The organism is Bacillus sp. P4_E1, assembly GCF_056401715.1.
Map to the genome: position 1 here is coordinate 190772 of NZ_JBFUIV010000002.1, position 26913 is coordinate 217684.

General features: G+C 38.8%; 31 protein-coding genes. 28 read left to right on the forward strand and 3 right to left on the reverse strand.

The genetic code is table 11. The features are described 5' to 3' along the window. Positions 1–4 precede the first annotated feature (4 nt). The 4 genes from acdA to pyrG all read left to right on the forward strand — a co-directional run bounded on the left by acdA (position 5) and on the right by pyrG (position 4396). The gene (gene acdA / locus AC1DS7_RS03075) at positions 5–1144 is read left to right on the forward strand and encodes an acyl-CoA dehydrogenase AcdA (protein ID WP_002016320.1); all 1140 of its coding nucleotides are present in this window, start codon (positions 5–7) and stop codon (positions 1142–1144) included. Between the two features lie 64 nt (positions 1145–1208). After that, complete coding sequence (locus AC1DS7_RS03080; RefSeq protein WP_002034889.1) at positions 1209–1838, forward strand: TetR/AcrR family transcriptional regulator; 630 nt, start codon at positions 1209–1211, stop codon at positions 1836–1838. Positions 1839–2003: 165 nt separating this feature from the next. Then, positions 2004–2531, forward strand: coding sequence for a DNA-directed RNA polymerase subunit delta (gene rpoE, locus AC1DS7_RS03085; protein ID WP_002143883.1), 528 nt, complete (start codon positions 2004–2006; stop codon positions 2529–2531). Positions 2532–2788: 257 nt separating this feature from the next. Continuing rightward, positions 2789–4396 (forward strand): CTP synthase, encoded by a 1608-nt coding sequence (pyrG, locus tag AC1DS7_RS03090; protein WP_002016314.1) that lies wholly within the window; start codon positions 2789–2791, stop codon positions 4394–4396. A 33-nt stretch (positions 4397–4429) separates the two neighbouring features. Here the strand turns inward: pyrG and AC1DS7_RS03095 are convergent, their stop codons facing one another. Continuing rightward, the gene (locus AC1DS7_RS03095; protein ID WP_002143880.1) at positions 4430–4954 is read right to left on the reverse strand and encodes a DUF2529 domain-containing protein; all 525 of its coding nucleotides are present in this window, start codon (positions 4952–4954) and stop codon (positions 4430–4432) included. Between the two features lie 202 nt (positions 4955–5156). Here AC1DS7_RS03095 and spo0F point away from each other — a divergent pair, with 202 nt between their 5' ends. From spo0F to AC1DS7_RS03170, 15 genes are all read left to right on the forward strand, one after another. Next, positions 5157–5525: a sporulation initiation phosphotransferase Spo0F gene (gene spo0F / locus AC1DS7_RS03100; protein WP_000398592.1), complete on the forward strand. Its 369-nt coding sequence runs from the start codon at positions 5157–5159 to the stop codon at positions 5523–5525. A gap of 211 nt (positions 5526–5736) precedes the next feature. Continuing rightward, positions 5737–6594, forward strand: coding sequence for a class II fructose-bisphosphate aldolase (locus AC1DS7_RS03105; protein ID WP_002016312.1), 858 nt, complete (start codon positions 5737–5739; stop codon positions 6592–6594). 347 nt (positions 6595–6941) lie between these two features. Continuing rightward, positions 6942–8231 carry a UDP-N-acetylglucosamine 1-carboxyvinyltransferase gene (murA, locus tag AC1DS7_RS03110; RefSeq protein WP_002034893.1) on the forward strand — a complete coding sequence of 430 codons (1290 nt, stop codon included), beginning with the start codon at positions 6942–6944 and terminating at the stop codon, positions 8229–8231. Between the two features lie 183 nt (positions 8232–8414). Then, positions 8415–9380 carry a class II fructose-bisphosphatase gene (glpX, locus tag AC1DS7_RS03115; RefSeq protein WP_002016310.1) on the forward strand — a complete coding sequence of 322 codons (966 nt, stop codon included), beginning with the start codon at positions 8415–8417 and terminating at the stop codon, positions 9378–9380. A 473-nt stretch (positions 9381–9853) separates the two neighbouring features. After that, positions 9854–11125 carry a transcription termination factor Rho gene (gene rho / locus AC1DS7_RS03120; protein ID WP_002016308.1) on the forward strand — a complete coding sequence of 424 codons (1272 nt, stop codon included), beginning with the start codon at positions 9854–9856 and terminating at the stop codon, positions 11123–11125. Positions 11126–11816: 691 nt separating this feature from the next. Then, entirely contained in the window at positions 11817–12062 is a 246-nt protein-coding gene (locus AC1DS7_RS03125) for a type B 50S ribosomal protein L31 (protein WP_000643447.1), read from the forward strand. Between the two features lie 110 nt (positions 12063–12172). Further along, positions 12173–12757: a thymidine kinase gene (locus tag AC1DS7_RS03130; RefSeq protein WP_002016305.1), complete on the forward strand. Its 585-nt coding sequence runs from the start codon at positions 12173–12175 to the stop codon at positions 12755–12757. Between the two features lie 229 nt (positions 12758–12986). Further along, positions 12987–14054: a peptide chain release factor 1 gene (gene prfA, locus AC1DS7_RS03135; RefSeq protein ID WP_002139009.1), complete on the forward strand. Its 1068-nt coding sequence runs from the start codon at positions 12987–12989 to the stop codon at positions 14052–14054. Then, positions 14054–14905: a peptide chain release factor N(5)-glutamine methyltransferase gene (gene prmC, locus AC1DS7_RS03140; protein WP_002143879.1), complete on the forward strand. Its 852-nt coding sequence runs from the start codon at positions 14054–14056 to the stop codon at positions 14903–14905. The genes prfA and prmC overlap by 1 nt, the downstream gene beginning before the upstream one ends. Before the next feature lie 400 nt (positions 14906–15305). Beyond that, the gene (gene spoIIR / locus AC1DS7_RS03145) at positions 15306–16166 is read left to right on the forward strand and encodes a stage II sporulation protein R (RefSeq protein ID WP_002130069.1); all 861 of its coding nucleotides are present in this window, start codon (positions 15306–15308) and stop codon (positions 16164–16166) included. 49 nt (positions 16167–16215) lie between these two features. Continuing rightward, complete coding sequence (locus tag AC1DS7_RS03150; protein WP_002034898.1) at positions 16216–16674, forward strand: GNAT family N-acetyltransferase; 459 nt, start codon at positions 16216–16218, stop codon at positions 16672–16674. A 108-nt stretch (positions 16675–16782) separates the two neighbouring features. Then, positions 16783–17823 (forward strand): L-threonylcarbamoyladenylate synthase, encoded by a 1041-nt coding sequence (locus AC1DS7_RS03155; RefSeq protein WP_002016299.1) that lies wholly within the window; start codon positions 16783–16785, stop codon positions 17821–17823. Positions 17824–17900: 77 nt separating this feature from the next. Further along, complete coding sequence (locus tag AC1DS7_RS03160) at positions 17901–18449, forward strand: manganese efflux pump MntP (protein ID WP_002016298.1); 549 nt, start codon at positions 17901–17903, stop codon at positions 18447–18449. A gap of 19 nt (positions 18450–18468) precedes the next feature. Beyond that, the gene (locus AC1DS7_RS03165) at positions 18469–18600 is read left to right on the forward strand and encodes a hypothetical protein (RefSeq protein ID WP_002139014.1); all 132 of its coding nucleotides are present in this window, start codon (positions 18469–18471) and stop codon (positions 18598–18600) included. An 81-nt stretch (positions 18601–18681) separates the two neighbouring features. Continuing rightward, positions 18682–18960 carry a DUF3935 domain-containing protein gene (locus AC1DS7_RS03170; RefSeq protein ID WP_002034899.1) on the forward strand — a complete coding sequence of 93 codons (279 nt, stop codon included), beginning with the start codon at positions 18682–18684 and terminating at the stop codon, positions 18958–18960. A gap of 439 nt (positions 18961–19399) precedes the next feature. Here the strand turns inward: AC1DS7_RS03170 and AC1DS7_RS03175 are convergent, their stop codons facing one another. After that, on the reverse strand, positions 19400–20011 hold the full coding sequence (locus AC1DS7_RS03175; protein ID WP_002034901.1) for a flavin reductase family protein: 612 nt from the start codon (positions 20009–20011) through the stop codon (positions 19400–19402). Positions 20012–20178: 167 nt separating this feature from the next. Beyond that, positions 20179–20565 (reverse strand): DoxX family protein, encoded by a 387-nt coding sequence (locus AC1DS7_RS03180; protein ID WP_002068579.1) that lies wholly within the window; start codon positions 20563–20565, stop codon positions 20179–20181. Positions 20566–20952: 387 nt separating this feature from the next. Between AC1DS7_RS03180 and AC1DS7_RS03185 the strand changes: the two genes are divergently transcribed. From AC1DS7_RS03185 to AC1DS7_RS03225, 9 genes are all read left to right on the forward strand, one after another. Next, positions 20953–21450 carry a PTS sugar transporter subunit IIA gene (locus AC1DS7_RS03185; protein ID WP_002016294.1) on the forward strand — a complete coding sequence of 166 codons (498 nt, stop codon included), beginning with the start codon at positions 20953–20955 and terminating at the stop codon, positions 21448–21450. Positions 21451–21761: 311 nt separating this feature from the next. Further along, positions 21762–22202 carry a low molecular weight protein arginine phosphatase gene (locus AC1DS7_RS03190; protein WP_002143871.1) on the forward strand — a complete coding sequence of 147 codons (441 nt, stop codon included), beginning with the start codon at positions 21762–21764 and terminating at the stop codon, positions 22200–22202. Between the two features lie 96 nt (positions 22203–22298). After that, a complete protein-coding gene (gene rpiB, locus AC1DS7_RS03195) occupies positions 22299–22742 on the forward strand; it encodes a ribose 5-phosphate isomerase B (RefSeq protein WP_000869917.1) in 444 nt (147 codons plus the stop codon). A 66-nt stretch (positions 22743–22808) separates the two neighbouring features. Beyond that, positions 22809–23381, forward strand: coding sequence for a TIGR01440 family protein (locus tag AC1DS7_RS03200; RefSeq protein WP_002143870.1), 573 nt, complete (start codon positions 22809–22811; stop codon positions 23379–23381). Positions 23382–23633: 252 nt separating this feature from the next. Continuing rightward, entirely contained in the window at positions 23634–24875 is a 1242-nt protein-coding gene (glyA, locus tag AC1DS7_RS03205) for a serine hydroxymethyltransferase (protein WP_002143868.1), read from the forward strand. A gap of 272 nt (positions 24876–25147) precedes the next feature. Further along, a complete protein-coding gene (gene upp, locus AC1DS7_RS03210) occupies positions 25148–25777 on the forward strand; it encodes a uracil phosphoribosyltransferase (protein ID WP_000517533.1) in 630 nt (209 codons plus the stop codon). A gap of 375 nt (positions 25778–26152) precedes the next feature. Next, positions 26153–26266, forward strand: coding sequence for a DUF4024 domain-containing protein (locus AC1DS7_RS03215; RefSeq protein ID WP_000232963.1), 114 nt, complete (start codon positions 26153–26155; stop codon positions 26264–26266). Positions 26267–26292: 26 nt separating this feature from the next. Then, on the forward strand, positions 26293–26517 hold the full coding sequence (locus AC1DS7_RS03220) for an AtpZ/AtpI family protein (protein ID WP_002089742.1): 225 nt from the start codon (positions 26293–26295) through the stop codon (positions 26515–26517). Continuing rightward, positions 26517–26909, forward strand: a complete 393-nt coding sequence (locus AC1DS7_RS03225; protein ID WP_002016288.1) for an ATP synthase subunit I — start codon at positions 26517–26519, stop codon at positions 26907–26909. Before AC1DS7_RS03220 ends, AC1DS7_RS03225 begins: the two co-directional genes overlap by 1 nt. The last annotated feature ends 4 nt before the right edge of the window (positions 26910–26913 follow it).

A 26913-nucleotide genomic window follows, 5' to 3' on the forward strand; every position in this document is an offset into this window, starting at 1 on the left:
GGGAATGCATTTTAAATTATCAGAAGAACATGAAATGATAAGAAAAATGGTTCGGGATTTTGCAAGGAATGAAGTAGCACCGACAGCAGCAGAGCGTGATGAGGAAGAGCGATTTGATCGCGCTTTATTCGATCAAATGGCAGAGCTTGGTTTAACCGGTATTCCGTGGCCTGAAGAATACGGCGGAATTGGAAGCGATTACTTGGCGTATGTAATTGCCGTTGAAGAATTATCCCGCGTTTGTGCTTCTACAGGTGTAACGTTGTCTGCACATACTTCACTTGCTGGATGGCCAATTTTTAAATTTGGAACGGAAGAGCAAAAACAAAAGTTTTTGCGCCCAATGGCTGAAGGGAAGAAAATTGGTGCATATGGCTTAACAGAACCAAGCTCTGGATCAGATGCTGGTGGAATGAGGACGACTGCAAAACGAGATGGAGACCATTACATTTTAAATGGTTCGAAAATCTTTATTACAAATGGCGGTATTGCTGATATTTATGTTGTTTTTGCATTAACAGATCCTGATTCGAAGCAGCGCGGCACGAGTGCATTTATTGTGGAGAGTGATACGCTAGGATTTTCGGTTGGGAAGAAGGAAAGTAAGCTGGGGATTCGTTCTTCGCCAACAACTGAAATTATATTTGAAGACTGCCGTATTCCTGTAGAGAATTTACTAGGGGAAGAGGGCCAAGGATTTAAAGTTGCGATGCAGACATTAGATGGCGGCCGTAATGGTATTGCGGCACAAGCAGTCGGTATTGCACAATCCGCTTTAGATGCTTCTGTAGAATATGCAAGAGAACGTCATCAGTTTGGGAAGCCAATTGCGGCGCAACAAGGAATTGGCTTTAAACTTGCGGATATGGCAACGGATGTAGAGGCAGCGCGTCTTTTAACATATCAAGCGGCTTGGCTTGAATCTGAAGGGCTTCCGTATGGGAAAGAGTCAGCGATGTCAAAAGTATTTGCAGGTGATACAGCGATGAAGGTGACGACTGAAGCGGTACAAGTATTTGGTGGTTATGGTTATACGAAAGATTATCCAGTAGAGCGTTATATGCGCGATGCAAAGATTACACAAATATATGAGGGAACACAAGAGATTCAAAGGCTTGTAATTTCTCGTATGTTAACGAAGTAGGAACAAAAGCGTAGGTATTTTCCTACGCTTTTTACTTCCAAAAATAATAGAGAGAGGTGAAGGGATGGTTAAACATAATGTACATGCGTCAGTGAAAGATGAAAAATTAGTTGCGTTAAGACGTGAACAAATGATTAAAGGTGCGGTGCAGCTGTTTAAGCAAAAAGGATTCCCGCGTACAACAACGAGAGAAATTGCGAAAGCGGCTGGATTTAGTATCGGAACACTTTATGAGTATATTCGCACAAAAGATGATGTATTATATTTAGTTTGTGATAGTATTTATGAACATGTAAAAGAGCGGTTAGAGGAAGTAGTGTGTACAGAGAAGGGAAGTATAGAAAGCTTAAAGATAGCGATAATGAATTATTTTAAAGTGATGGATGAATTGCAAGAAGAAGTATTAATTATGTATCAAGAGGTACGTTTTTTACCGAAGGAATCACTCCCATATGTATTAGAAAAAGAGTTTCAAATGGTCGGGATGTTTGAGGATATTTTAGAGCAGTGTACGGAAAATGGGACATTTACACTAAATAAAAAGGAAATACAGCTTCTTGCACATAATATTTTCATACAAGGACAAATGTGGGGATTTAGACGTTGGGCCCTGCAAAAACTGTATACTCTCGAAGAATATACAGAAATGCAAATTAGGTATGTACTGCAAGGAGCACATATGTCTCCGAAATAAAGAATGGACAAATTATAATTTTATTGCCCGTAAATAGCGCGATAAAAGTTTCCCGTTTTTTTTGTAGCATATTTGTGCGACTTTTGTTTATAATGAATAGTATGGATTTTTTTAAGCAGACCGTTATATATAAGCTTATATTTGAAGAAAGGAAGTGCCGCATAAGTGGGTTTTAAGCAATATTCACCAGAAGAGCTAAAAGAATGTTCAATGATTGAAGTTGTACATAGTGTTTTAGGGAATAAAAGACAAGCAACGACATTCAACGAGTTGGTTCAAGAAATCGCTCAAGTGCTGGGACTATCTCAAGGGCAAGTTAATACGAAACTCGCACAATTTTATACAGATTTAAACATCGATGGACGTTTCATTAATTTAGGAGAAAATCGTTGGGGGCTACGTAGCTGGTACCCATATGAGCAAATTGATGAAGAAATTCTGCCTCAGCCAAAACCGAAGAAGAAACGCAAAGTTGAAGAAGACGGTTTTGACGACTACATTGAAGAAGATGATGTAGAAGAAGTAGAAGAAGAAGTAGAAGAAGATGTAGTAGATTTGGACAAAGTTCTTGAAGACGAAGACGCAGATGATGAAGATGATGATCTTGATGATTTAGAAGAAGATAATGAAGACTTCGCAGAAGAAGAACTTGAGTATGATGAAACTGAAGAAGAAGAAGAGGAAGAGCGGTAGTTCTTGACTTTTCATTATCGTCCATGTAGAATCATTTTTGGGCTCTTTAAAAAAAGACGATAATACTTTTAAAGTGTAAATATAAAAGAAAATTGCTCCCTACTTATTACTTTATGTGATGAGGGGAGCAATTTTCTTTTTTGTTTTTTGTTTAGAAAATAAAAAGAGTCTAACAATAAGATGGATACAGTGTTATCTACATACGTTGCGCTTTGCAACGGTGATTATATAACAGCAAAATAGGAGGGAGCTTTTTCATGACTAAGTATATTTTTGTAACAGGCGGTGTAGTATCGTCTTTAGGTAAAGGTATTACAGCAGCATCTCTTGGAAGACTTTTAAAGAATCGTGGTTTAAACGTAACTATTCAAAAGTTTGATCCATACATTAACGTAGACCCAGGGACTATGAGCCCCTACCAACACGGTGAGGTATTCGTAACAGATGATGGTGCAGAAACGGACTTAGACCTAGGTCACTATGAGCGTTTTATTGACATCAACTTAAATAAATACAGCAACGTAACAACAGGTAAAATTTACTCTTCAGTTCTTCAAAAAGAGCGTCGTGGTGAATATTTAGGAGGAACAGTTCAAGTTATTCCTCACATTACTAACGAAATTAAAGAACGTGTATATCGTTCTGGTCGCGAAACAAATGCCGACGTTGTTATTACAGAAATCGGTGGAACTGTTGGTGATATCGAGTCTCTACCATTCTTAGAAGCAATTCGTCAAATTAAGAGCGACATCGGTCGTGACAATGTAATGTACATTCACTGTACGTTAATCCCGTACTTAAAAGCAGCGGGTGAAATGAAAACAAAACCAACGCAACATAGCGTTAAAGAGCTTCGCAGCTTAGGTATTCAACCAAATATTATCGTTGTTCGTACAGAACTACCTGTTTCTCAGGACATGAAAGACAAGCTTGCATTATTCTGTGACATCGATACAAAAGCAGTTATCGAAGCACGCGATGCAGATACTTTATATGCGGTTCCATTATCTCTTCAAGAACAAAACATGGACCAAATCGTTTGTGATCACTTGAAGTTAGACAATCCAGCTGCAGATATGACAGATTGGACTGCGCTAGTTAATAAAGTACGTAACCTTTCTAAGAAAACAAAAATCGCTCTTGTTGGTAAATACGTAGAGCTTCAAGATGCATACATTTCTGTTGTAGAAGCGCTTCGTCATGCAGGTTATTCATTCGACACAGATGTAGAAGTGAAATGGGTAAATGCTGAGCACGTAACAGCAGAGAACGTAAAAGAATTAGTTGGCGATACAGATGGTATCCTTGTACCAGGTGGCTTCGGCGATCGTGGTGTAGAAGGTAAAATCGTTGCAATTCAATATGCTCGTGAAAACAAAGTTCCATTCTTAGGAATTTGCCTAGGTATGCAACTTGCATCAATCGAATTTGCACGTAACGTATTAGGATTAGAAGGAGCTAACTCTTCTGAAATTAATCCTGACACACCTTATGCAATTATCGATTTATTACCAGAACAAAAAGATGTAGAAGATTTAGGTGGTACACTTCGCCTTGGTCTATACCCATGTAAGCTTGCTGAAGAAACAAATGCTTACAATGCTTACAATGAGCCGGTTGTATATGAGCGTCATCGTCATCGTTATGAGTTCAACAATCAATTCCGTCCAGATATGGAAAAAGCAGGATTTGTATTCTCTGGTACAAGCCCAGACGGTCGTCTAGTGGAAATTATTGAATTACAAGATCACCCTTGGTTCGTGGCAGCACAGTTCCATCCAGAACTTGTATCTCGTCCAAACCGTCCACAACCATTGTTCCATGACTTCGTAAGTGCTTCTATTACGAATAAAGAGAGCAAGTAATAAAAAAAAAGCGCCTGAAATAGGGCGCTTTTTTTAATATTCGTTTAACATTTCATCAATTGTAAATTTCAATCCGTGATAAGCAAATAAAGCTATAATTAAACTTGGGAACCCATAGCGGTTACCTTCATCATCTGGAATAAGACCTTTTAACAGCTTTGTATCAATATGTACATCTGTATATTGTTCCAGTGATTCAACACCTTCTTGAATAGCCGAGATTCCAACGATAGATTGGCCTTCTTCATGAAGTTTTTTCGCGGTTTTTATAATTTCTTCATCTGTCGAAAAACGACTAATAAGAAGTACGCGGTCCGCAGAAGTCACTGCCGCCGGTTCACCGTTTTCTATTAAACGTTTTGCTTGTTTCATTGGTTCGGCGCCAAATAATGCTTCTGAAACAATACCCTCCATTTCGTTTGTACCATGCAAGTAAATGAAGCCGTCGCCAACTAACGCCTGGGCAAGTAGACGAGCGCTATCTTCTATATTCATTTCCTCTTTTTGAGAAATTCTGGAGAAATATCCACTTAATTGAGTCGAGAAAATTTTTAACATGTTGTTGCTCCTTTCTTTCGTGCTAGCCGGTTCCCATTATAGCTCATTTTTTTTAGAAAGGGGAAATCGTAGGGTAGCATAACGAAATAGTAAACGGTAAAATAAGAAAGAATAGGAAGGGATTTGGCAAAGAGTAGCGAAAATAAACCGATAAGATATAAGAAGCTTTAAATCTTGTACTTACACAGAAAGGTTGGGAGTTATGGAAGGGAAAATTTTAATCGTTGATGATCAATATGGCATTCGTGTTTTATTGCATGAAGTGTTCCAAAAAGAAGGTTATCAGACGTTCCAAGCAGCGAATGGATTTCAAGCTTTAGATATCGTGAAAAAAGATAATCCAGATTTAGTAGTGTTAGATATGAAAATCCCAGGTATGGATGGTATAGAGATTTTAAAACATGTAAAAGAAATTGATGAGAGTATTAAAGTGATTTTAATGACTGCTTATGGAGAATTGGATATGATTCAAGAAGCGAAAGATTTAGGAGCTTTAATGCACTTTGCTAAACCGTTTGATATTGATGAGATTCGTCAAGCAGTGAGAGATCAGCTTGCTGTAGAGGCGTAAAAAGTGAATTTTTTATAAAAAATATGGAAAAAAGCGTTTACATGGACTGTTGAGCAGGTGAATACAGTTGAGTTTTTGAGTACAAGTTGTTATCCTATTGAGTGTAGAAAGAAGTCCGGTATGTAAATATACATATTTTACCTTATTCTGGTCATACTACCAGCGATAAGAATTTATCGGATACAAAAAACGTTTTTTAGGAGGATTCACCATGCCTTTAGTTTCTATGAAAGAAATGCTAAACACAGCACTAGAAGGAAAATACGCAGTTGGTCAATTCAACATGAACAACTTAGAGTGGACTCAAGCTATCTTAGCTGCTGCGGAAGAAGAAAAATCTCCTGTAATCTTAGGTGTATCTGAGGGTGCAGCTCGTCATATGACTGGTTTCAAAACAGTTGTAGCTATGGTTAAAGCTTTAATCGAAGAAATGAACATTTCTGTTCCTGTAGCGATTCACCTTGACCATGGTTCAAGCTTCGAAAAATGTAAAGAAGCAATTGATGCAGGTTTCACATCTGTAATGATCGACGCTTCTCACCACCCATTCGATGAAAACGTTGAAACTACTAAAAAAGTGGTAGAATACGCACACGCTCGTAACGTATCTGTTGAAGCTGAGCTTGGAACAGTTGGCGGACAAGAAGACGACATCATCGCTGAAGGCGTAATTTACGCTGATCCAGCAGAGTGTAAGCACCTTGTTGAAGCAACAGGTATCGATTGCCTAGCTCCAGCTTTAGGTTCTGTACACGGTCCTTACAAAGGTGAGCCTAACTTAGGATTCGCTGAAATGGAACAAGTTCGTGACTTCACTGGCGTACCTTTAGTATTACACGGTGGTACTGGTATCCCAACTGCTGATATCGTAAAAGCTATTTCTTTAGGTACTTCAAAAATTAACGTAAACACTGAGAACCAAATTGAGTTTACAAAAGCTGTTCGTGAAGCATTAAACAAAGACCAAGAAGTTTACGATCCTCGTAAATATATTGGACCTGGCCGCGACGCTATCAAAGCAACTGTTGCTGGTAAAATGCGTGAGTTCGGTTCTAACGGTAAAGCGTAAGAATAAAATTCCGTTTTGGAAACCGTCTAGTCTTTTAGACGGTTTCCTTTCGTTGTATAATGAAAGCGCGAACAAGTCTAAAGATTTTATAAAGTGAATTTTTGGTTTGCGAATATAGAAAATAATGTGCATAGTCCTATTAATAAATGTGGTAAGTATCTGAATTGAGTAATTTGATTCGATGAATAGTTAATCTTCATCTATTTGTATAGCAGGGGAGCTACGGGTGATGGTTTTCTACTTATTGAGTTTCAGGATGGAAAGAGTGATTGAGATTCTTAAGGGGGAATCTTCTACTTCTTATAAAGAAGTAGAAGATAAATACATTCACAAGAAGGGAGCTCAATATGGAAAAGTTGCTAATTGAAGGCGGAAGAGCTTTAAATGGAACGATTCGTGTGAGTGGTGCAAAGAACAGTGCTGTTGCACTAATTCCAGCGACAATTTTAGCAGATACTCCAGTAACTATTGGCGGTGTTCCTAATATTTCGGACGTGAAAATGTTAGGAGACTTACTAGAGGAAATTGGAGGGAAAGTAACTTATGGGCAGGAAGAAGAGATGGTAGTCGATCCTTCTAACATGGTTGCGATGCCTTTACCAAATGGAAAAGTGAAAAAATTGCGCGCCTCTTATTATTTAATGGGTGCAATGCTTGGCCGTTTTAAAAAAGCTGTTATTGGGCTTCCAGGTGGATGTCATTTAGGGCCACGACCGATTGATCAGCATATTAAAGGGTTTGAAGCGTTAGGGGCATATGTTACAAATGAACAAGGTGCCATTTATTTAAGAGCAGACGAACTACGTGGGGCACGTATTTATTTAGATGTTGTTAGTGTAGGAGCTACGATTAATATTATGCTAGCGGCTGTACGAGCGAAAGGTAGAACTGTTATTGAAAATGCAGCGAAAGAACCAGAGATTATTGATGTAGCTACATTGTTAACGAGTATGGGAGCACGTATTAAAGGTGCTGGTACAGACGTAATCCGAATTGATGGTGTGGATTCACTGCACGGTTGTCACCACACTATTATTCCAGACCGTATTGAAGCTGGTACGTATATGATTTTAGGGGCTGCGTCAGGAGGAGAAGTAACAGTTGATAATGTTATTCCTCAGCATTTAGAATCCGTTACTGCGAAGCTAAGAGAAGCTGGTGTTCAAATTGAAACGAACGATGACCAAATTACAGTGAACGGCAATAGAAGGTTAAAAGTAGTTGATGTAAAAACGCTTGTATATCCAGGGTTTCCAACGGATTTACAACAGCCGTTTACAACGCTTTTAACAAAAGCGCATGGAACAGGAGTTGTAACTGATACAATTTACAGCGCACGTTTCAAGCATATTGATGAATTGCGCCGTATGAACGCGCAAATTAAAGTAGAAGGCCGTTCAGCAATTGTGACTGGACCAGTTTTATTGCAAGGTGCGAAGGTGAAAGCGAGTGACCTACGAGCTGGTGCGTCCCTTGTTATTGCGGGTTTAATGGCAGATGGCATTACAGAAGTAACGGGACTTGATCATATTGATCGAGGTTACGAAAATATAGTAGACAAGCTTAAAGGGCTTGGTGCAAACATTTGGCGAGAACAAATGACAAAGCAAGAAATTGAAGAAATGAAGAATGCATAAAGTGAAACTTTAATCAGTATGGGGTATCCCACGCCGATTATTAACCCTCACCAATCGGGATAAGGTGGTGATACTTCCGTTAATGGGGAGCGAAGAATCACTACTAACGGAAGTACACTTTATAGAAAAACAAGGTTCACAAAATACGGCAGAAATATAAAGACTTAAAGGAGAGGGATTATTGTGGAAAGAAGTTTATCTATGGAGTTAGTACGTGTAACAGAGGCTGCAGCATTATCATCAGCGCGTTGGATGGGGCGCGGAAAAAAAGATGAGGCAGATGGTGCAGCAACATCAGCTATGCGTGATGTATTTGATACAATTCCGATGAAAGGTACAGTTGTAATTGGCGAAGGTGAAATGGATGAAGCGCCAATGCTATATATCGGAGAAAAATTGGGTACAGGATATGGACCACGCGTAGACGTTGCAGTTGATCCTTTAGAAGGGACAAATATCGTAGCGGCTGGCGGCTGGAATGCACTTGCTGTTATTGCAATTGCAGATCACGGCAATTTGTTACATGCTCCTGACATGTACATGGATAAAATAGCGGTTGGTCCAGAAGCAGTTGGTGCAGTTGATATTGACGCACCTATTATCGACAACTTACGTGCAGTGGCGAAAGCGAAAAATAAAGATATCGAAGATGTTGTAGCGACAGTTTTAAACCGTCCACGTCATCAAGCAATTATCGAAGAAATTCGTAAAGCTGGTGCTCGTATTAAATTAATTAACGATGGAGATGTAGCTGGAGCAATCAATACAGCATTTGACCGTACTGGTGTAGATATTCTATTCGGTTCTGGTGGAGCACCTGAAGGTGTATTAGCTGCGGTCGCATTAAAATGCTTAGGTGGAGAAATTCACGGGAAGCTCTTACCTCAAAACGAAGCTGAACTAGCTCGTTGTAAAAGAATGGGTATTGAAGATATCAATCGTATCCTTCGTATGGAAGACTTAGTAAAAGGTGACGATGCAATCTTTGCAGCAACAGGTGTAACAGACGGAGAACTATTACGAGGCGTTCAATTTAAAGGTAGCGTTGGAACAACACAATCCCTTGTTATGCGTGCAAAATCAGGCACAGTACGCTTCGTAGACGGCCGCCATAGCTTAAATAAAAAACCGAATTTGGTTATTAAATAAAAAGCGTAAGCAGCTCGTTCAGAATGGGAGGGGGATGGAGCTTCAGACGTAGAGGCGCTTTTTGCCTCGCAGGAAGAAGTGAAGCCACCGAATATTCTAGCTGCTGAAGCTGGATTAAATAAAAAGCGTAAGCGGCTCGTTTAGAAGCGCTCTTTGCTTCGAGTGAGAGAGCGAAATGACCGGAGATTCTAGCCGCCGGAACTGGATTAAATACAAGCAGAAATACCTTATCTATTCTGCCTTAAAATCAGGTGAGTAGAAAAAAGAAAGAAATATGAAAAGGCGAAGACAAATTTTCTTGTCTTCGCTTCTTGTATTTGTGTTTCAACGTATTGATTAAAACTAGATAAAAGGGTTACAATAGTGAATATTATCCTACTTGAACTTATTGCCTTTCATTATTATTTATTTGCCTTCCGTATTTTTCCCTTTACCCATGTGAAAAGAGAATAAAGTTAAAGTGTGGTGTCTGAATGAATTTGTCAATTGCAGCATTAGAAAACATGAAATTAAAAGAGTTATACGAGCTTGCGAAGGAATTTAAGATTTCGTATTACAGCAAGTTAACGAAAAAAGAGCTAATCTTCTCTATCTTAAAAGCTCGAGCAGAAAAAGAAGGTTTCTTTTTCATGGAAGGCGTATTAGAAATTATTCAATCAGAAGGATTTGGATTCTTACGTCCTATCAATTATTCTCCAAGCTCAGAAGATATTTATATCTCGGCTTCGCAAATTCGTCGTTTCGATTTACGTAATGGAGATAAGGTTTCTGGTAAAGTACGACCTCCGAAAGAAAATGAGCGCTATTTTGGATTGCTACAAGTTGAAGCTGTAAATGGAGATGATCCAGACTCAGCAAAAGAGCGTGTACATTTCCCTGCATTAACACCGTTATACCCAGATCGCCAAATGAAATTGGAGACGGAAACGAAAAAGTTACCGACACGCATCATGGATTTAATCGCACCAGTTGGATTTGGACAACGTGGTTTAATTGTTGCGCCTCCAAAGGCTGGTAAAACAAGTCTGTTAAAAGAAATTGCACACAGTGTCACAACAAATCATCCGGAAGCAGAATTAATTGTACTTTTAATTGATGAGCGTCCAGAGGAAGTAACAGATATTGAACGTTCTGTTAAAGGTGATGTTGTAAGTTCTACTTTTGATGAAGTGCCAGAGAATCATATTAAAGTAGCGGAGCTTGTATTAGAGCGTGCAATGCGTCTTGTAGAACATAAAAGGGACGTTGTCATTTTAATGGATAGTATTACCCGTTTAGCGCGTGCTTACAACCTTGTTATTCCGCCAAGTGGTAGAACCTTATCGGGTGGTATTGATCCTGCTGCTTTTCATAGACCGAAGCGTTTCTTTGGGGCTGCGCGTAATATCGAAGAGGGCGGTAGCCTAACGATTTTAGCAACAGCGCTTGTTGATACAGGGTCTCGTATGGATGATGTAATTTACGAGGAGTTTAAAGGAACTGGAAATATGGAACTTCACTTAGATCGCTCATTAGCTGAGCGCCGTATCTTCCCAGCGATTGATATTCGTCGCTCTGGTACGCGTAAAGAAGACCTATTAATTCCGAAAGAACATTTAGACAAGCTGTGGGGTATTCGTAAAACAATGCGTGATACACCAGACTTTGTTGAAGGCTTCTTACGTAAACTTCGTCAAACAAAGACAAATGAAGAATTTTTACAAAACATTGTTGCAGACTCAAAAAGGTATGTAACCACTAAGTAAAGGGAAAAGATGGGGACTCGCTTATTTCGTAGTAAGCGAGTTTTTTATGTTTTTAAGGGAATATTAGAGAGTAATATATGGAAAAAAATTTGTTTTTTAAGATGGAAATCATATTTGGATTGAGAGCTTGAAGTGCCCTACGATTCTGGGCGAGCCGCTTGCGCTTTAAGGTGTATCTAGTTCCATCTCCAGCGGCTAGAATGGTCGGTGGCTTCGCGTCTTCCTACGAGGCAAAAAGCGCCTCTACGTCAGAAGCTCCATCCCCCTCTCATTCTGAACGAGCAGCTTGTGCTTTTAGGTATATCCAGCTCCAGCGGCTAGAATCTCCGGCCATTTCGCTCTCTCGGTCGAAGCAAAAAGCGCTTCTTGGTCGAGAGCTTGAAGTGACCTGGATTCTGAACGAGCCGCTTGTGCTTTTAGGTATATCCAGCTCCAGCGGCTAGAATCTCCGGCCATTTCGCTCTCTCGGTCGAAGCAAAAAGCGCTTCTTGGTCGAGAGCTTGAAGTGACCTGGATTCTGAACGAGCCGCTTGTGCTTTTAATTTTTAAAAAGACAAAAACAGGTAGTTGCAAAATGGAGTTAGCCTTGTTATAATTTCATCATATGTGTTTCATCAATATAGTTGTGTAAGCAGCTGAAGATGAAAAACTCTGTTTCGAAAATGATTCAGGGCGGAAGGAGATGAAAAGAATGAAAGCAGGAATCCATCCAAATTACAATAAAGTTGTATTTATGGACACGAACACTGGCTTCAAATTCTTAAGCGGGTCTACAAAAGGCTCTAGCGAAACTGTTGAGTGGGAAGATGGTAACACTTATCCATTACTAAAAATTGAGATCAGTTCTGATTCTCACCCATTCTACACTGGACGTCAGAAGTTTGCTACTGCAGACGGACGTGTTGACCGCTTCAATAAGAAATACGGCATCAAGTAATAAAGAACATAAAACAGGCAAGTGTATGTATTCGCTTGTCTGTTTTTTTTGCGAAAATATTAAACCTTTACCCTACTTTGGATTAGGAAAGTAGATGAAAGGAGAGCTCAATGTACTTAATGAATCAAAATGGTTGGATTGAAGTGATTTGCGGGAGTATGTTTTCTGGGAAATCAGAAGAGCTCATCCGCCGTATACGCCGTACACAATTTGCGAAACAACATGCGATTGTATTTAAACCATGTATTGATAATCGTTATAGTGAAGAAGATGTTGTATCACATAATGGATTAAAGGTTAAAGCAGTTCCTGTTTCAGCTTCAAAAGATATATTTAACCATGTAACAGAAGAAATGGATGTTATTGCAATCGATGAGGTACAATTTTTTGATGGGGACATTGTGGAAGTGGTGCAAGTATTGGCAAATCGTGGCTATCGTGTCATTGTAGCTGGATTAGACCAAGATTTCCGTGGTCTACCATTTGGACAAGTTCCTCAGCTGATGGCGATTGCTGAACATGTAACTAAATTGCAGGCAGTTTGTTCTGAATGTGGATCTCCTGCAAGTCGTACGCAACGTTTAATCGATGGAGAACCAGCGGCATTTGATGATCCAATTATTTTAGTTGGGGCTTCAGAATCGTATGAACCACGTTGTCGTCATTGTCATGCAGTACCTACAAAACAAAGATAAGTGAAACTCGCTATGTAGAGCGGGTTTTTTTCGAAAATAGATGAAGATTGGTGGCAAGAATCTCCGGCCATTTCACTCTCTCGCTCGAAGCAAAAGCGCTTCAAGGCCGAGAGTTCCAATGTCCTGCGATTCTGAACAAGCCACTTGCGCTTTTAAATATAATTTGCGTTTTTTTGATTAAGTACCATATACTATTTGTATTAGATACTAGGATGTAGAGGTGAATGGTGTGTTAGATCGTTTGCAAGCTGTAGAAAATCGTTATGAGAAGTTGAATGAATTGTTAAGTGACCCAGAGGTTATTAGCGATACAAATAAGCTTCGTGAGTATTCAAAAGAGCAATCTGATATTCAGGACACGGTAGAGGTGTACCGTGAGTATAAAGATGTTCGTGAGCAATTACGAGATGCAAAAGCAATGTTAGAAGATAAGTTAGACGCTGATATGCGTGATATGGTAAAAGAAGAGGTTTCTGAATTAGAAGGACAAGAGAAAACATTATCAGAACGTCTGAAAATTTTACTTGTTCCAAAAGACCCTAATGATGATAAAAACGTTATCGTTGAGGTTCGTGGCGCTGCTGGTGGTGACGAGGCAGCTTTATTTGCTGGTGATTTATATCGTATGTATAGCCGTTATGCTGAGGTGCAAGGTTGGAAAACTGAAATTATCGAAGCGAGCTATACAGAGTTAGGTGGATATAAAGAGATTATCTTTATGATTAATGGTAAAGGTGCTTTCGCGAAGCTGAAATTCGAGAATGGTGCTCACCGTGTACAACGTGTTCCTGAAACGGAATCTGGTGGACGTATTCATACATCTACAGCAACTGTAGCTGTACTACCAGAGGCAGAAGAAGTAGAAATTAATATTCATGAAAAAGATGTTCGTGTTGATACGTTTGCTTCTAGTGGTCCTGGTGGACAAAGCGTTAATACAACGATGTCAGCGGTACGTTTAACACATTTACCGACTGGTGTAGTTGTATCTTGTCAGGATGAGAAATCACAAATTAAGAATAAAGAAAAAGCGATGAAAGTATTACGCGCACGTGTTTATGATAAATTTAGACAAGAAGCGCAAGCTGAGTATGATCAAAACCGTAAACAAGCTGTTGGTACGGGAGATCGTTCAGAGCGTATTCGTACGTATAACTTCCCGCAAAACCGTGTTACAGACCATCGAATCGGTTTAACGATTCAAAAGCTAGATCAAATCCTACAAGGTAAGTTAGATGATTTCATCAATGCCTTAGTGATGGAAGATCAGGCGCAAAAGATGGAGGCAGCTGAGTAATGCGTGTCTATGAAGCCCTGAAATGGGCTTCTTCTTTTTTACAGGAAAATGGACGAGATGAAAATGCGGGAGAAATTGTCCTTTGTCATGTATTAAAGACAAACAGAACCGGAATGCTCATGAATATGCGTGAAGAAATAACTGCGGAACAAGAGAAAAGTTTTGCAGAATTTATCCACAACCATGTAGAAGGTATTCCGATCCAATATATGCTCGGTTATGAAATGTTTTATGGCCGATCATTCTTTGTAAATGAAGAGGTATTGATACCAAGACCGGAAACAGAGGAACTTATAGTTGGAGTGCTAGAGAGAATTGAGCGCCATTTCGGTAATGAGGAGCTTCACATAGCGGATATTGGAACAGGTAGTGGAGCGATTTCTATTACGCTCGCTTTAGAAAATAAAAATCTTCATGTGTATACAGTAGATATCGCACAGGAGTCGATTGAAGTTGCAAAAGAAAATGCAAAAACTTTAGGGGCGGATGTAACTTTCTATCACGGCGATTTACTGTCTCCGTTTTATGAAACAGGTCAGAAGTTAGATGTTGTTGTTTCCAATCCTCCGTACATACCAGAGGAAGATTGGCGTGGTCTTTCTACTGTTGTGAAGGAGCATGAGCCGAAGCGTGCGCTTGTTGGTGGTGAAGATGGACTAGATTTCTATCGTCGTTTTATGGAAGAATTGCCGAATGTATTACAGAAAAAGGCGATTGTGGCGTTTGAAATTGGTGTAGGGCAAGGTGAAGATGTGAAAGCATTATTACAGCAAACTTTCCCGCGCGCTCAAGTTGAAGTTGTATTTGATATTAATGGAAAAGATCGCATGGTATTTGCAGAGATGGAGTAAGGCATAAGCCTTACTCTATTTTTTGTATGAAAAATTCGTAACTACTCAGCCATACATTTTATTTAGAATTTTGGTAAGGGGTATTATTCCAGAGAAAATACGCCTCTTATTACCTATAGAAAGTTATTTTCATTTTTCAGCATATAGATTGCTGCCACGAAGATAAAAATGGACATACACTTTGCTAGCTTTCTTTGTTTTAAAACTTTGCGCGTGGCAGGAAAAGGCCCTGACCGCTCCTGTACATAGCCAGTCCCTCTCGTCTATTTAAAAAAATGTTTTTCTGTCGGTTTTTCATAGAGTGGCTGATTAGTTACAAAAATTCATATAGATTTCGAATTTAATAGTTTAGAAAGATGAAAGTCTGTCCACACTGTTTCTAGAGGGGACGGTGGAGGAAATGAAAAAACAAGTTATTGCTTACTTTCTTTTATTATTAATTGGTGCACAGTTACTTGTGCAGTTTGGATATATGAAAGCTGATGCAAAAGGGCCTACTGTTATTCCGAAAGAGGCCGTTCGATTACGTATTTTAGCTAATAGTGATTCCGATAAAGATCAGGCGTTAAAGCGTAAAGTACGCGATGAAGTAAAAGCGCAAATTGATGGATGGGTAGCGGATTTAACGTCATTTGAAGAAGCTCGAAAAGTAATTCAAAATCATATTCCTGAAATTGAAAAGACAGTGGCAAATACACTGAAAAGAGAAGGAAGTAAAGAGGCGTTTCAAGTGAAATTCGGTAAGAATGTGAAGTTTCCTACAAAGGTATATGGGAATTTTATTTATCCGGCAGGAGAATATGAAGCGGTACTTATTACAATTGGAAAAGGTGAAGGTGCAAACTGGTGGTGTGTATTATTTCCACCGATGTGTTTCTTAGATTTTTCAAGTGGTACAGCTGTAAGGAAAGAAGAACATGTTGTGAAAGCTGAATCTCCTGAAGAGGAGCAGGTGAGACAACTAGATGAGGAAGTAGTGGATGTACCGGAGAAGAAAGAGGATAAGGTGAAAGAAAAGAAAGTAGTAAAGCCGGAAAAAGCTGAAAAAGTAACAGCACAGGAAAAGAAAGTAGTAAAACACGAAACACAAGTAGAAGAACAGCCTGTAAAAAAAGTAGAAACAAAAACTGTGGAAAAAGTGGAGAAACCTGTGGAGCAAAAACAAGAAAAGCAAAATGAATATGTAACAGTAGAAGAGGAAGAGAAACCAGAGGTTAAATTATTTATCGTCGAAGCTTTTACATCTTTATTCTCTAAATAGTGCTATTAATAAATCCTTCCTCATATATATCAATGAGGAGGGATTTACTATGAAGAACGTGTATTTTGCTACGAAAGCAGATGTAGAAAGATTACATTCTTTTTTCGGACAAGCTAATAAAAAAGATGATAAAATAAATGAGTTGTACGCACAATTTATGATCTTGGAAGAGGCGGGAGAAATACGAGCGGTAATTGGATATGAACAAAGTGGAGAAAATGCACTTATCCGTTCTTGTTTATTCACACCTAATGTGGATAAACAGACTTTCTTATATTTTTTCGAGATGTTTTTGCAGTATATGAAAGAAAAAGATATTCGACAATTGTACTTACTCACAAATCATCCACAATCTGTGACCATCTTTCAGTTTTTTAACTTTGTCATTGTAGAGAAAGAGGAAGTGCCAGAGGAAATTCGACAGTTAGAACACTTTTGTAAAAATATAAAAGAGCTAAATGCAATAATACTAAATTGTCAGCTATTCACAAAGTTATCCACGGATTAACAAGGTTTATCCACATTTTGTGGATAAACCTTGTTTGTCTTTTGGATAAATCTCATAGTAAACTAAAAATAGACAAGTATTTCATGGTAGAAAAGGACGTGGGAAAAAATGCATACAAATATGTGGGTTGTGGATAATGTTGTGGAAAGAAAAAAATATTATCCACAATTAAAAGAAGCAGCGAGATTATTAAGAGAAAATGAAGCGGTGGCCTTCCCAACGGAAACGGTATATGGGTTAGGAGCAAACGCAATGGATGATGAAGCGATAGCGAAAATTTTTGAAGCGAAAGGGAGGCCGAGCGATAATCCACTGATTGTCCACATAGGAACAAAATCTCAGTTAGATGGTATCGTAAGAGAAATTCCGCCGGTTGCAGAAAAGTTAATGGAGCATTTTTGGCCAGGACCATTAACAATCATTTTACCGAGAAAAAAAGGGATTTCAGAGAGGGTTACGGCAGGACTTAATACAGTCGGAGTGAGGATGCCAGATCATCCAGTAGCGCTCGCCCTTATTGAAGAGGCAAACGTGCCTGTTGCAGCACCGAGTGCGAATCGTTCAGGACGCCCAAGTCCAACGTTAGCTTCTCATGTGTATGAAGATTTAAATGGGAAAATTGCTGGTATTGTTGATGGCGGGGCAACAGGAGTAGGCGTTGAATCAACTGTAATTGATTGTACGAGCGAGGTTCCGACGATTTTACGTCCAGGTGGGATTACGAAGGAGCAATTAGAGGCCGTGATAGGAAATGTTTCTTTAGATCCAGCTTTAAAGGATGAGAAAGAAAAACCAAAATCACCTGGAATGAAATATACACATTATGCACCGAAAGCGCCACTTAGTATTGTTGAAGGGTCCCGTGAGTTTATTCAACGTATTGTGGATGAGAAAAAGAAAGAAGGATTTAAAGTAGGTGTATTAACGACAGAAGAGTATCAGCATGTGTATAGTGCAGATGTTGTATTGTCTTGTGGTGTGCGAAGCGATTTAGCCAGCGTTGCGACTAAGTTATATGATGTGCTTAGAACGTTTGATGCAAGTGAAGTAGATGTTATTTTTAGTGAATCATTCCCGAATGAAGGCATAGGAAATGCAATTATGAATCGTTTAACAAAAGCTGCGGGACATCAGATTATTATTGAATGATAATGTACCTTTAGCAAACAGAATATTTCTCCTCGGATAAGCATATTGTGAAGTAGCACGTCCGAGGGGGGATATGAATGACACTTGAACAATTAATACCTTTAATAATTATGGCATTTGCCCTGGGGATGGATGCATTTTCAGTGAGCCTCGGTATGGGGATGGTAACATTAAAGTTAAGACAAATCCTTTATATAGGTATGACGATTGGGATATTTCATATTATTATGCCATTTATCGGAATGGTACTAGGACGTTTTCTATCAGAGAGGTATGGGGATGTCGCAAATTTTGCAGGAGCTATTTTATTAATTGGGCTAGGGTTCTATATCGTATATTCGTCTATTTTAGAAGGGGAAGAGACTAGAACTGCTCCAATTGGAATTAGTTTATTTGTATTTGCATTTGGTGTCAGTATAGATAGTTTTTCAGTAGGTCTTAGTCTTGGAATTTACGGAGCAGAGACAATTATTACGATATTATTGTTCGGACTAATAAGTATGTTACTGGCTTGGATGGGTTTATTGCTTGGTAGCCATGCCAAAAATATACTTGGCACATACGGTGAAATAGTAGGTGGTATTATTCTTGTTGGGTTTGGATTGTATCTCCTTTTTCCTATATAATTTTATGTAGGAGGGAATTATGAACAAGCTATTGGAATGGTATGTTAAGCTTTTAACCTTCTTTCCTCGATGGCTAAGAAGACTTATAATATTGGGGGTTATTTTGCAAATTTCGATGTTAGGTTGGATTAAGTTAATTCGTGAATGGTGAGATAGTTCCTTTCTGTGCATAGTTTCGTTTGTACTATATTAATCACACTAAAAAATTACAAATATAGAAAGGATGAGATGAATGACGAGATTGAAGCAAGTTTTTGGTATTATTATTAGTTTTTTTGTTTTTTGGTTCAGTATGCTCGGTGTACAAATGTTTGCTGAGTTTTTAGATATTGAGTCATTGAAGTTTGTTGCAGGAAAATCGGAGGCGGCGCGTACTTTTTATTCTCCGTACCCGTTTTTAATTGTTTTCCTTATTACGTTACTTTCCTTATATTTCTTTGTAATAAAGCTTGGTAGATCTAAAAAAGAGAAATTCCCGGCATTAGAGGAGAAGAACGAAGAATTACGATAAAAAATCCCCCGCTTTCAGCGGGGGGGTTATGTTTGAGTGATGAAGCAGGAGCTTTTCGGTGGTAGCCAGTTCCAGTGGCCAGCTTCACCTCCTAGGCCCTTGAGTCTAAGAACCTTCCCCACGAGAAGATAAAAAGCATCTTCTGTGAGGAAGAACCTTAGCCACCGGGCCTGGGCAGTCGGTTCCGCTTTTAAATGTATCTAGCTCCAGCGGCTAGAATTGTCGGTGGTTTCGCGCCTTCCTGCGAGGCAAAAAGCGCCTCTACGTCAGGAGCTCCATCCCCTTCTCATTCTGAGCGAGCCGCTTCCGCCTTTAGGGTGTGATATCCAGTTCCGGCGACTAGCTCTTCGCATCTAAGAACCTTCCGCCCGAAAGGCAAAAAGCGCCTTTAGGACGAAAGAACCTTAGCTGGTCAGAGCTGAACGAGTCGCCTCCACTTTTAGATAGGCCTCACTAATTCAAATTGTTCTCCTAGTTTTGCGTAGTTGTGTCCTGCTAGGCGGCTTATTGGTTTTAGTTCTTCGGCGTGAATTCGGCCGTTTTCGTATAAGTGTTCAGCGACGTGAAAGCGAACGACGCGGCCGATTAGTAGGTCACAAGCTGGCGAGTCTTCGGTTCCGCCGAGTGGGATAGCGCGTTCTAATATGCACTCCATTCGAATGTTTGCTTCTTTAACCCCTGGTACTGAAATGACATCACTGTCAATCGGTGTTAGTTTTGCTAATTCGATTTCACTTTCATTAGGAGGTAGGTTCGCTGCTGTTTCGTTGATCGCTTCTACGTAAGATTCATCAGAAATATGTACGACAAATTCCCCTTTTTCTATTGCGTTTCTGGAAGTGTCTTTCGGTTTTCCTTCTTTGCGTTGTACTGAAACTGAGATAAGTGGTGGATTGGCAGCGACGATATTGAAATAACTATATGGCGCACCGTTCAATACGCCATCTTTAGTTACAGAAGTAACGAATGCAACAGGACGTGGAATGATACTTCCTGTTAGTAATTTGTAATTATCTTTTTCAGTTTGTTCGTTTGGATTAATGGATAACATGTTGTAATCCCCTTTCTAAATATGAATACTTATTGTTCCTTTACAAGATATCAATGGGAATCTCCTGCTGAAAATAATATTTTTTTGATGATGTAAAAAAAAGAGATTACCTCGATTGTACTGAAGTAATCTCTTTTTTGGTAAATATCTTGAAATAGAGATAAATATTAAAGTAAAACGTAAGCGCCAGGTCCAATTAAAGCTACACCGATAGCGACAGCGATTAACATTAAATTATATTCGAATCCGTTTTGTGTTACCCAGTAACCATTTTTTCCGTGAACTGTGAAAATTGCTACTAACATTGTTCCTACGATAAATAATGAACCAACTACAGTGAAAATACCTGCTGCGAATAAGAAACCACCTAATAGTTCAGTTGCGCCAGCCATAAATGCCATAAATACACCAGGACGTAAGCCGATTGACTCCATCCAGCCGCCAGTTCCCTTTAAGCCGTAACCGCCGAACCAACCAAATAATTTTTGAGCACCATGACCCATGAATGTAATTCCTATAATAAGACGAATAATAAGAAGACCGATATCCATCATTTTAAAAAACCTCCTAAAAGTTATTAACTTACCTTATGTAAGTAATAATAAAATAGTTACTTACTTTAGTCAAGTGGATTTCAACAAAAATTTGAAAGGAATTTTACAAATTAACAACAAAAAATAAAATGTAGTAAAGACCTCTAGACAAGTAAGTGAAAAAAAGAGAAAATATAAGTAGAAGTTAACTTCTCATTGTTATTCAGACAATCAGAATTGACTGGAATTTTGTGAAGCGCTACAATAAGAGTCTAGTAGTAATGACATGATTTATTTCGAAAGAGTTTTTACAGTATAACATTCGAAGTATGAAGTCTTACGTGTATTTCGATCTTGAATAGAGATTGCCCTATAAACTTTTAGGTAAATTATAAGGAGGACTATCCTATGTTTAAAAAATTATTCGGTTTTGGTTCAAAAACAAATGAAGAAACAATCGTAGCTCCATTAACTGGAGCAGTGAAAAATATTGAAGAAGTACCAGATCCAGTATTCGCTGGTCGTATGATGGGTGACGGTGTTGCGATCGATCCTACTGAAGGTGTAGTTGTATCTCCAGTTGATGGTGAAATCGTACAATTATTCCACACGAAACATGCTATTGGAATTAAAGCGAAAAACGGTACAGAAATTTTAATCCACGTTGGATTAGAAACTGTAAAAATGGAAGGTGAAGGTTTCGAAGCTCACGTTTCTGAAGGACAAGCTGTAAAAGCTGGAGATAAATTAATCTCATTCGACTTAGAATTAATTCGTGAAAAAGCGAAAAGCACAATTACTCCAATCGTTATTACAAACACAGATGCAGCTGAGTCTATTAAGACAACTGTAGGTGTAACAGCTACAAAAGGTTCAACAGAAGTAATGAAAGTTACAATGAAATAATTATTTGATAGAAGGAATCCGTTTCATATGAAATGGATTCCTTATTTTGTTTCGTAGTGTGTTCATTATGTATGGTAAAATACTTTGGGCACTTGGAAATAGGGTTTCATATATGTGGATAAGGCGCATTTTTCTTAGAAAAAATATAAGAGAAATGCGCCTTTCGTATGCTCACATTTCTTTTGTTCTATTCTAATGTACGCTATGATAAAGTGAAACTTTAATCAGTGGAGGGTGTTCATCCCCCGCTGATTATTAGCCTTCACCAATCGGGATAAATGTAGGAAACAGAAAAAAAGGGGTGGGTTTAGATGAAACGGGTGTTATTTGTTTGCACTGGAAATACATGCCGTAGTCCGATGGCTGAGGCTTTGCTTCGTCATTATGGAGAAGGTAAATTTGAAGTGCAATCTGCTGGTGTTTTCGCCTATCCTGGAAGCGATGTGTCGATACATGCAAAGGAAGCTTTAGCTGAAAAAGGAATTGTAATCGATCATGCCGCGCAGCAGGTAAACGATACTTTGGTTGATTGGGCGGATATTGTAGTAACAATGACGGAAAACCATAAGCAAATTGTACTTGGGTATTATCCGAGCGTGGAAAAGAAATTGGATACATTATATGGATTAACTAAGGGTATAAGTAAGGATATTTCAGATCCATTTGGCGGATCGCTTTCTATTTATAAAGAAACGTTAGAAGAGATGGAAAAACTTGTACAAACTTTACTGAAAAAGCATTCAGAAGGTTGATGTTTCGTGTATAATACGATATTGGAGATCACTTTGTTCCATTAAGGTAGCGAGTGTGAAATGAAGATAATTGATTGAAACTTCGGAGGGGTAAAAATGAAAGTAGTAGTAGCATCTGATCACGGCGGTATGAATATCCGTAAAGAACTTGTAAGTTTATTAGAAGAGTTAAATATTGAATATATTGATTTAGGTTGTGAATGTGAAGCTGGTTCTGTTGATTACCCTGATTTTGCGTTTCCAGCAGCAGAAATGGTCGCGAATGGTGAAGTGGATCGTGGTATTTTAGTTTGCGGGACAGGCATTGGTATGTCAATCGCAGCAAACAAAGTAAATGGTATTCGTTGTGCATTAGTTCATGATACTTTCAGTGCGAAAGCGACGAGAGAGCATAATGACACTAACATGTTAGCGATGGGCGAGCGTGTAATTGGAGCTGGTCTAGCGCGTGATATCGCGAAAATTTGGCTAACAACTGACTATGAAGGTGGCCGTCACGAAAACCGAGTAGGAAAAATTAAAACGTACGAAACAAAGTAATAGATTCTAACTATAAGTAGTATGAAATATAATTTGGTGAACCAACCTGTGAAAGGAAGAGGCGTAATGACAGAAATCGTAAAGGTAAGAGAACAGCTACAAATGTCGCTTTCTGATTTCCAAGAACAAGCCACGCTGCAAAGTGGTCAAATTTTTGTAGTGGGGTGTAGCACGAGCGAAGTGCTAGGTGAAAGAATTGGAACATCAGGAACGATGGAAGTGGCAGAGGCGATTTTTTCTGAGTTAAAACAATTTCAAGAGAGAACAGGTATTGAATTGGCGTTTCAATGTTGTGAGCATTTAAATCGTGCTTTAGTAGTTGAGAGAGATGTAGCGATGAAATATCAATTTGAAATTGTAACAGTTACGCCTGTTAGATCAGCAGGTGGTGCATTAGCGACGTATGCGTATCACAATTTTAAAGATCCGGTAGTAATTGAGTTTATTAAAGCAGATGCAGGAATGGATATCGGCGATACATTTATCGGTATGCATTTAAAGCATGTAGCTGTACCGGTTCGTACAAGTGTGAAGGAAATAGGAAGTGCGCATGTAACGATGGCGAAAACACGTGGGAAACTAATAGGTGGAGCACGTGCCGTTTATTCGGCAAATGAAGAAGCTATTCCTTGCCGTTAAACATGAAAAATTATAAAGTCTTATAACAGCTGTATATCGAAAGGTAAAAGGTATGTGGTCTGACTTTATAATAGAAGAAAGAAAAGACCAATTTTGGTCTTTTTTTTCTTTTATGATATAGAAAGTCATGTTAGAATGTAGTTGAAAACATGAAGGTTCGAAAGAATTACAACCTGAATTTTCGTTTTTTCTGAATAAATGAGAAAAAACTATTGGGAATTGATGTAATTCGTTCAGAAAAGGGGGATTTTGGTGAATCATTTAAAACGTCAAGATGAAAAGGTATTTGCTGCAATTGAGGCAGAACTAGGAAGACAGCGTTCAAAGATCGAGTTAATTGCTTCGGAAAACTTCGTAAGTGAAGCAGTAATGGAGGCGCAAGGTTCTGTTCTAACGAATAAGTATGCTGAAGGATATCCTGGAAAACGTTACTATGGTGGTTGTGAACACGTAGACGTAGTAGAAGATATCGCACGTGATCGCGCGAAAGAAATTTTTGGCGCAGAGCATGTAAATGTTCAACCACATTCTGGTGCACAAGCGAACATGGCAGTATACTTTACGATTTTAGAGCAAGGCGATACAGTACTTGGTATGAATTTATCTCATGGTGGTCACTTAACACACGGAAGCCCTGTTAACTTCAGTGGAGTACAATATAATTTCGTAGAATATGGCGTGGATGCTGAATCTCACCGTATTAATTACGATGATGTATTAGCAAAAGCGAAAGAACATAAACCAAAATTAATCGTTGCAGGTGCAAGTGCATATCCTCGTGTTATCGATTTCAAACGATTCCGTGAGATTGCAGATGAAGTGGGTGCATACTTTATGGTTGATATGGCACATATCGCTGGTTTAGTAGCTGCTGGTTTACATCCAAACCCAGTACCACATGCACATTTCGTTACAACGACAACACATAAAACATTACGTGGCCCACGTGGCGGTATGATTTTATGTGAAGAGCAATTTGCAAAACAAATTGATAAATCAATCTTCCCTGGTATTCAAGGTGGCCCACTTATGCACGTAATTGCTGCAAAAGCTGTTGCATTTGGTGAGACACTACAAGATGAGTTTAAAACATATGCACAACATATCATTAATAATGCGAACCGCTTAGCTGAAGGCCTTCAAAAGGAAGGACTTACACTTGTTTCTGGTGGAACAGACAATCATTTAATCTTAATTGATGTTCGTAACTTGGAAATTACAGGTAAAGTAGCAGAGCACGTATTAGATGAAGTTGGTATTACAGTGAACAAAAATACAATTCCGTTTGAAACAGCAAGCCCATTTGTAACAAGCGGCGTACGTATCGGTACAGCAGCTGTAACATCTCGTGGTTTCGGTTTAGAAGAAATGGATGAAATTGCGGCACTTATTGCTTATACATTAAAAAATCATGAGAATGAAGTTGCATTAGAAGAAGCAAGTAAGCGTGTAGAAGCGTTAACGAGCAAATTCTCAATGTATACAGATCTATAATAGATTGAAAAAGACTGCTGAAACGTAATTGTTTTGGCAGTCTTTTTTGTGGACATATATTATTTTTAAAGTATGTATACAAATGATGAATAAATTTTGGCGATATAATGAAGGATACAGCTCCCATAATTGGTAAAGATACTAGATAGATTCATCGCAAAATCATGATTTTGCCAAATTTGCCCTTGAATATTAGTAGCGTTTTCTTTACAATCGTAAATAGTGTAAAGAAGCGTGTAAACGCATGAATATCATCTAAAGGAGAGATTCACATGGGAAAACTGTATGTATTTGATCACCCGTTAATTCAACATAAGATTACATATATTCGCGATAAGAATACAGGTACGAAAGATTTTCGTGAATTAGTGGACGAAGTAGCAAGCTTAATGGCTTTCGAGATTACTCGTGACCTTCCACTTGAAGACATTGAAATTGAAACGCCTGTAAGCAAAGCGACAACAAAAGTGATCGCTGGTAAAAAACTTGGTTTAATTCCGATTTTACGTGCAGGTTTAGGAATGGTTGATGGAATTCTGAAATTAATTCCAGCAGCAAAAGTAGGACACGTTGGTTTATACCGTGACCCTAAAACATTGCAACCGGTAGAATACTATGTGAAACTTCCAACGGATGTAGAAGAGCGTGACTTTATCGTACTAGATCCGATGCTAGCAACAGGTGGTTCTGCGGCTGAAGCAATTAATTCTCTGAAAAAGCGCGGTGCAAAGCAAATTAAATTAATGTGTATCGTAGCTGCTCCAGAAGGAGTAAAAGTAGTGCAGGAAGAGCATCCTGATGTTGATATTTATGTAGCGGCATTAGATGAGAAGTTAAATGACCATGGTTATGTAGTTCCAGGTCTTGGTGATGCTGGTGACCGTTTATTCGGAACGAAGTAAGACAACAGACGAGAGGGGGATTCCCCGCTCGTTTTTTTTTCGCCCTCAGCGCACGGGGGAGGGGGAGATAAATATACAGGGTATATACAACATAAGTTATATACACATCACATATAATATAGAAGTCTTACGTCTCGGGGACACTATATTATGGAAGGAAAGCGCTATATCTTAAAAATATAATAGTGACAAACTTGTGAACATTTTCTTCTATTATAAAGAGAAAACTGTTAGAAATTGCATATCTCTAACCAGTATTTAGAAGGGGAACGTTTTCATTTTTGGGAGGAAATGCCTAATACTCAAATTTTTTGATTTTTTACGATTTCTCGTTGACACTGTTAATACCCTATTGTATGCTAACAACGGGGATAGATGGTAGGGCTTTCAGTGACAAAAATGCATCTATTCCGTGACGAAAATGTAAACTTTTTATTTTGTATAGAATTTATGCAGAAAAATGAGTTATTATTAACACATCGTGAATGAGGGTTACATATTGGAGGGATGAATCCTTGCAAAAAAACGATCGCAGCCATATAAAAGCGTATGCTTTAATGTCAGGAATACTTGCTCAGTTAGTTGGTTCTATTCTTATCGGAATCTTTGGTGGGCAATGGATTGATAATAAGGTTGGAACGTTTCCGTTGTTTCTTATTATAGGGTTATTACTCGGGTTAGGAACAGGGGTATACGCAATGATTCGACTCATTCAACATTACTATTCGGGAGAGCAATGATGATAGACGTACATGGACTTGTCCAACGACAAAAGAAATATATGTACTACTTGCTTGCGCTTCTAGTGCTAGGATGGGGAATTACCTCTTACAAGGATGTATTTCTTGGACTGATTATCGGAACGATTTTCAGTTTTCTTAGTTTGCGCATCATTGCACGTAGAACAGACAAGCTATTAGATCGCGTAACAAATGGAGAAAACGTGAAGTTTAAGGCGACAGCGGTAAGTACATATTCAAGATTCGCCACGATTGGGTTATTAATTTTATTTGCAGCCAAATATCAAGAGTTAATTGCGATGTGGGGCTTAGGTGTAGGATTGCTGACAGGATACCTTGTCATGATCATAGATTTTCTTTATTTAGAGTATACGAGCAGGGAAGAGAGGTGAATTA

Excerpts from the sequence above, each read along its gene's own strand:
- acdA (WP_002016320.1), top strand. The coding sequence starts at position 5 with ATGCATTTTAAATTATCAGAAGAACATGAAATGATAAGAAAAATGGTT.
- AC1DS7_RS03080 (WP_002034889.1), top strand. The coding sequence starts at position 1,209 with ATGGTTAAACATAATGTACATGCGTCAGTGAAAGATGAAAAATTAGTT.
- pyrG (WP_002016314.1), top strand. The coding sequence starts at position 2,789 with ATGACTAAGTATATTTTTGTAACAGGCGGTGTAGTATCGTCTTTAGGT.
- AC1DS7_RS03095 (WP_002143880.1), bottom strand. The coding sequence starts at position 4,954 with ATGTTAAAAATTTTCTCGACTCAATTAAGTGGATATTTCTCCAGAATT.
- spo0F (WP_000398592.1), top strand. The coding sequence starts at position 5,157 with ATGGAAGGGAAAATTTTAATCGTTGATGATCAATATGGCATTCGTGTT.
- AC1DS7_RS03105 (WP_002016312.1), top strand. The coding sequence starts at position 5,737 with ATGCCTTTAGTTTCTATGAAAGAAATGCTAAACACAGCACTAGAAGGA.
- murA (WP_002034893.1), top strand. The coding sequence starts at position 6,942 with ATGGAAAAGTTGCTAATTGAAGGCGGAAGAGCTTTAAATGGAACGATT.
- rho (WP_002016308.1), top strand. The coding sequence starts at position 9,854 with ATGAATTTGTCAATTGCAGCATTAGAAAACATGAAATTAAAAGAGTTA.
- AC1DS7_RS03125 (WP_000643447.1), top strand. The coding sequence starts at position 11,817 with ATGAAAGCAGGAATCCATCCAAATTACAATAAAGTTGTATTTATGGAC.
- AC1DS7_RS03130 (WP_002016305.1), top strand. The coding sequence starts at position 12,173 with ATGTACTTAATGAATCAAAATGGTTGGATTGAAGTGATTTGCGGGAGT.
- prmC (WP_002143879.1), top strand. The coding sequence starts at position 14,054 with ATGCGTGTCTATGAAGCCCTGAAATGGGCTTCTTCTTTTTTACAGGAA.
- spoIIR (WP_002130069.1), top strand. The coding sequence starts at position 15,306 with ATGAAAAAACAAGTTATTGCTTACTTTCTTTTATTATTAATTGGTGCA.
- AC1DS7_RS03150 (WP_002034898.1), top strand. The coding sequence starts at position 16,216 with ATGAAGAACGTGTATTTTGCTACGAAAGCAGATGTAGAAAGATTACAT.
- AC1DS7_RS03155 (WP_002016299.1), top strand. The coding sequence starts at position 16,783 with ATGCATACAAATATGTGGGTTGTGGATAATGTTGTGGAAAGAAAAAAA.
- AC1DS7_RS03160 (WP_002016298.1), top strand. The coding sequence starts at position 17,901 with ATGACACTTGAACAATTAATACCTTTAATAATTATGGCATTTGCCCTG.
- AC1DS7_RS03165 (WP_002139014.1), top strand. The coding sequence starts at position 18,469 with ATGAACAAGCTATTGGAATGGTATGTTAAGCTTTTAACCTTCTTTCCT.
- AC1DS7_RS03170 (WP_002034899.1), top strand. The coding sequence starts at position 18,682 with ATGACGAGATTGAAGCAAGTTTTTGGTATTATTATTAGTTTTTTTGTT.
- AC1DS7_RS03175 (WP_002034901.1), bottom strand. The coding sequence starts at position 20,011 with ATGTTATCCATTAATCCAAACGAACAAACTGAAAAAGATAATTACAAA.
- AC1DS7_RS03180 (WP_002068579.1), bottom strand. The coding sequence starts at position 20,565 with ATGATGGATATCGGTCTTCTTATTATTCGTCTTATTATAGGAATTACA.
- AC1DS7_RS03185 (WP_002016294.1), top strand. The coding sequence starts at position 20,953 with ATGTTTAAAAAATTATTCGGTTTTGGTTCAAAAACAAATGAAGAAACA.
- AC1DS7_RS03190 (WP_002143871.1), top strand. The coding sequence starts at position 21,762 with ATGAAACGGGTGTTATTTGTTTGCACTGGAAATACATGCCGTAGTCCG.
- rpiB (WP_000869917.1), top strand. The coding sequence starts at position 22,299 with ATGAAAGTAGTAGTAGCATCTGATCACGGCGGTATGAATATCCGTAAA.
- AC1DS7_RS03200 (WP_002143870.1), top strand. The coding sequence starts at position 22,809 with ATGACAGAAATCGTAAAGGTAAGAGAACAGCTACAAATGTCGCTTTCT.
- upp (WP_000517533.1), top strand. The coding sequence starts at position 25,148 with ATGGGAAAACTGTATGTATTTGATCACCCGTTAATTCAACATAAGATT.
- AC1DS7_RS03215 (WP_000232963.1), top strand. The coding sequence starts at position 26,153 with ATGGTAGGGCTTTCAGTGACAAAAATGCATCTATTCCGTGACGAAAAT.
- AC1DS7_RS03225 (WP_002016288.1), top strand. The coding sequence starts at position 26,517 with ATGATAGACGTACATGGACTTGTCCAACGACAAAAGAAATATATGTAC.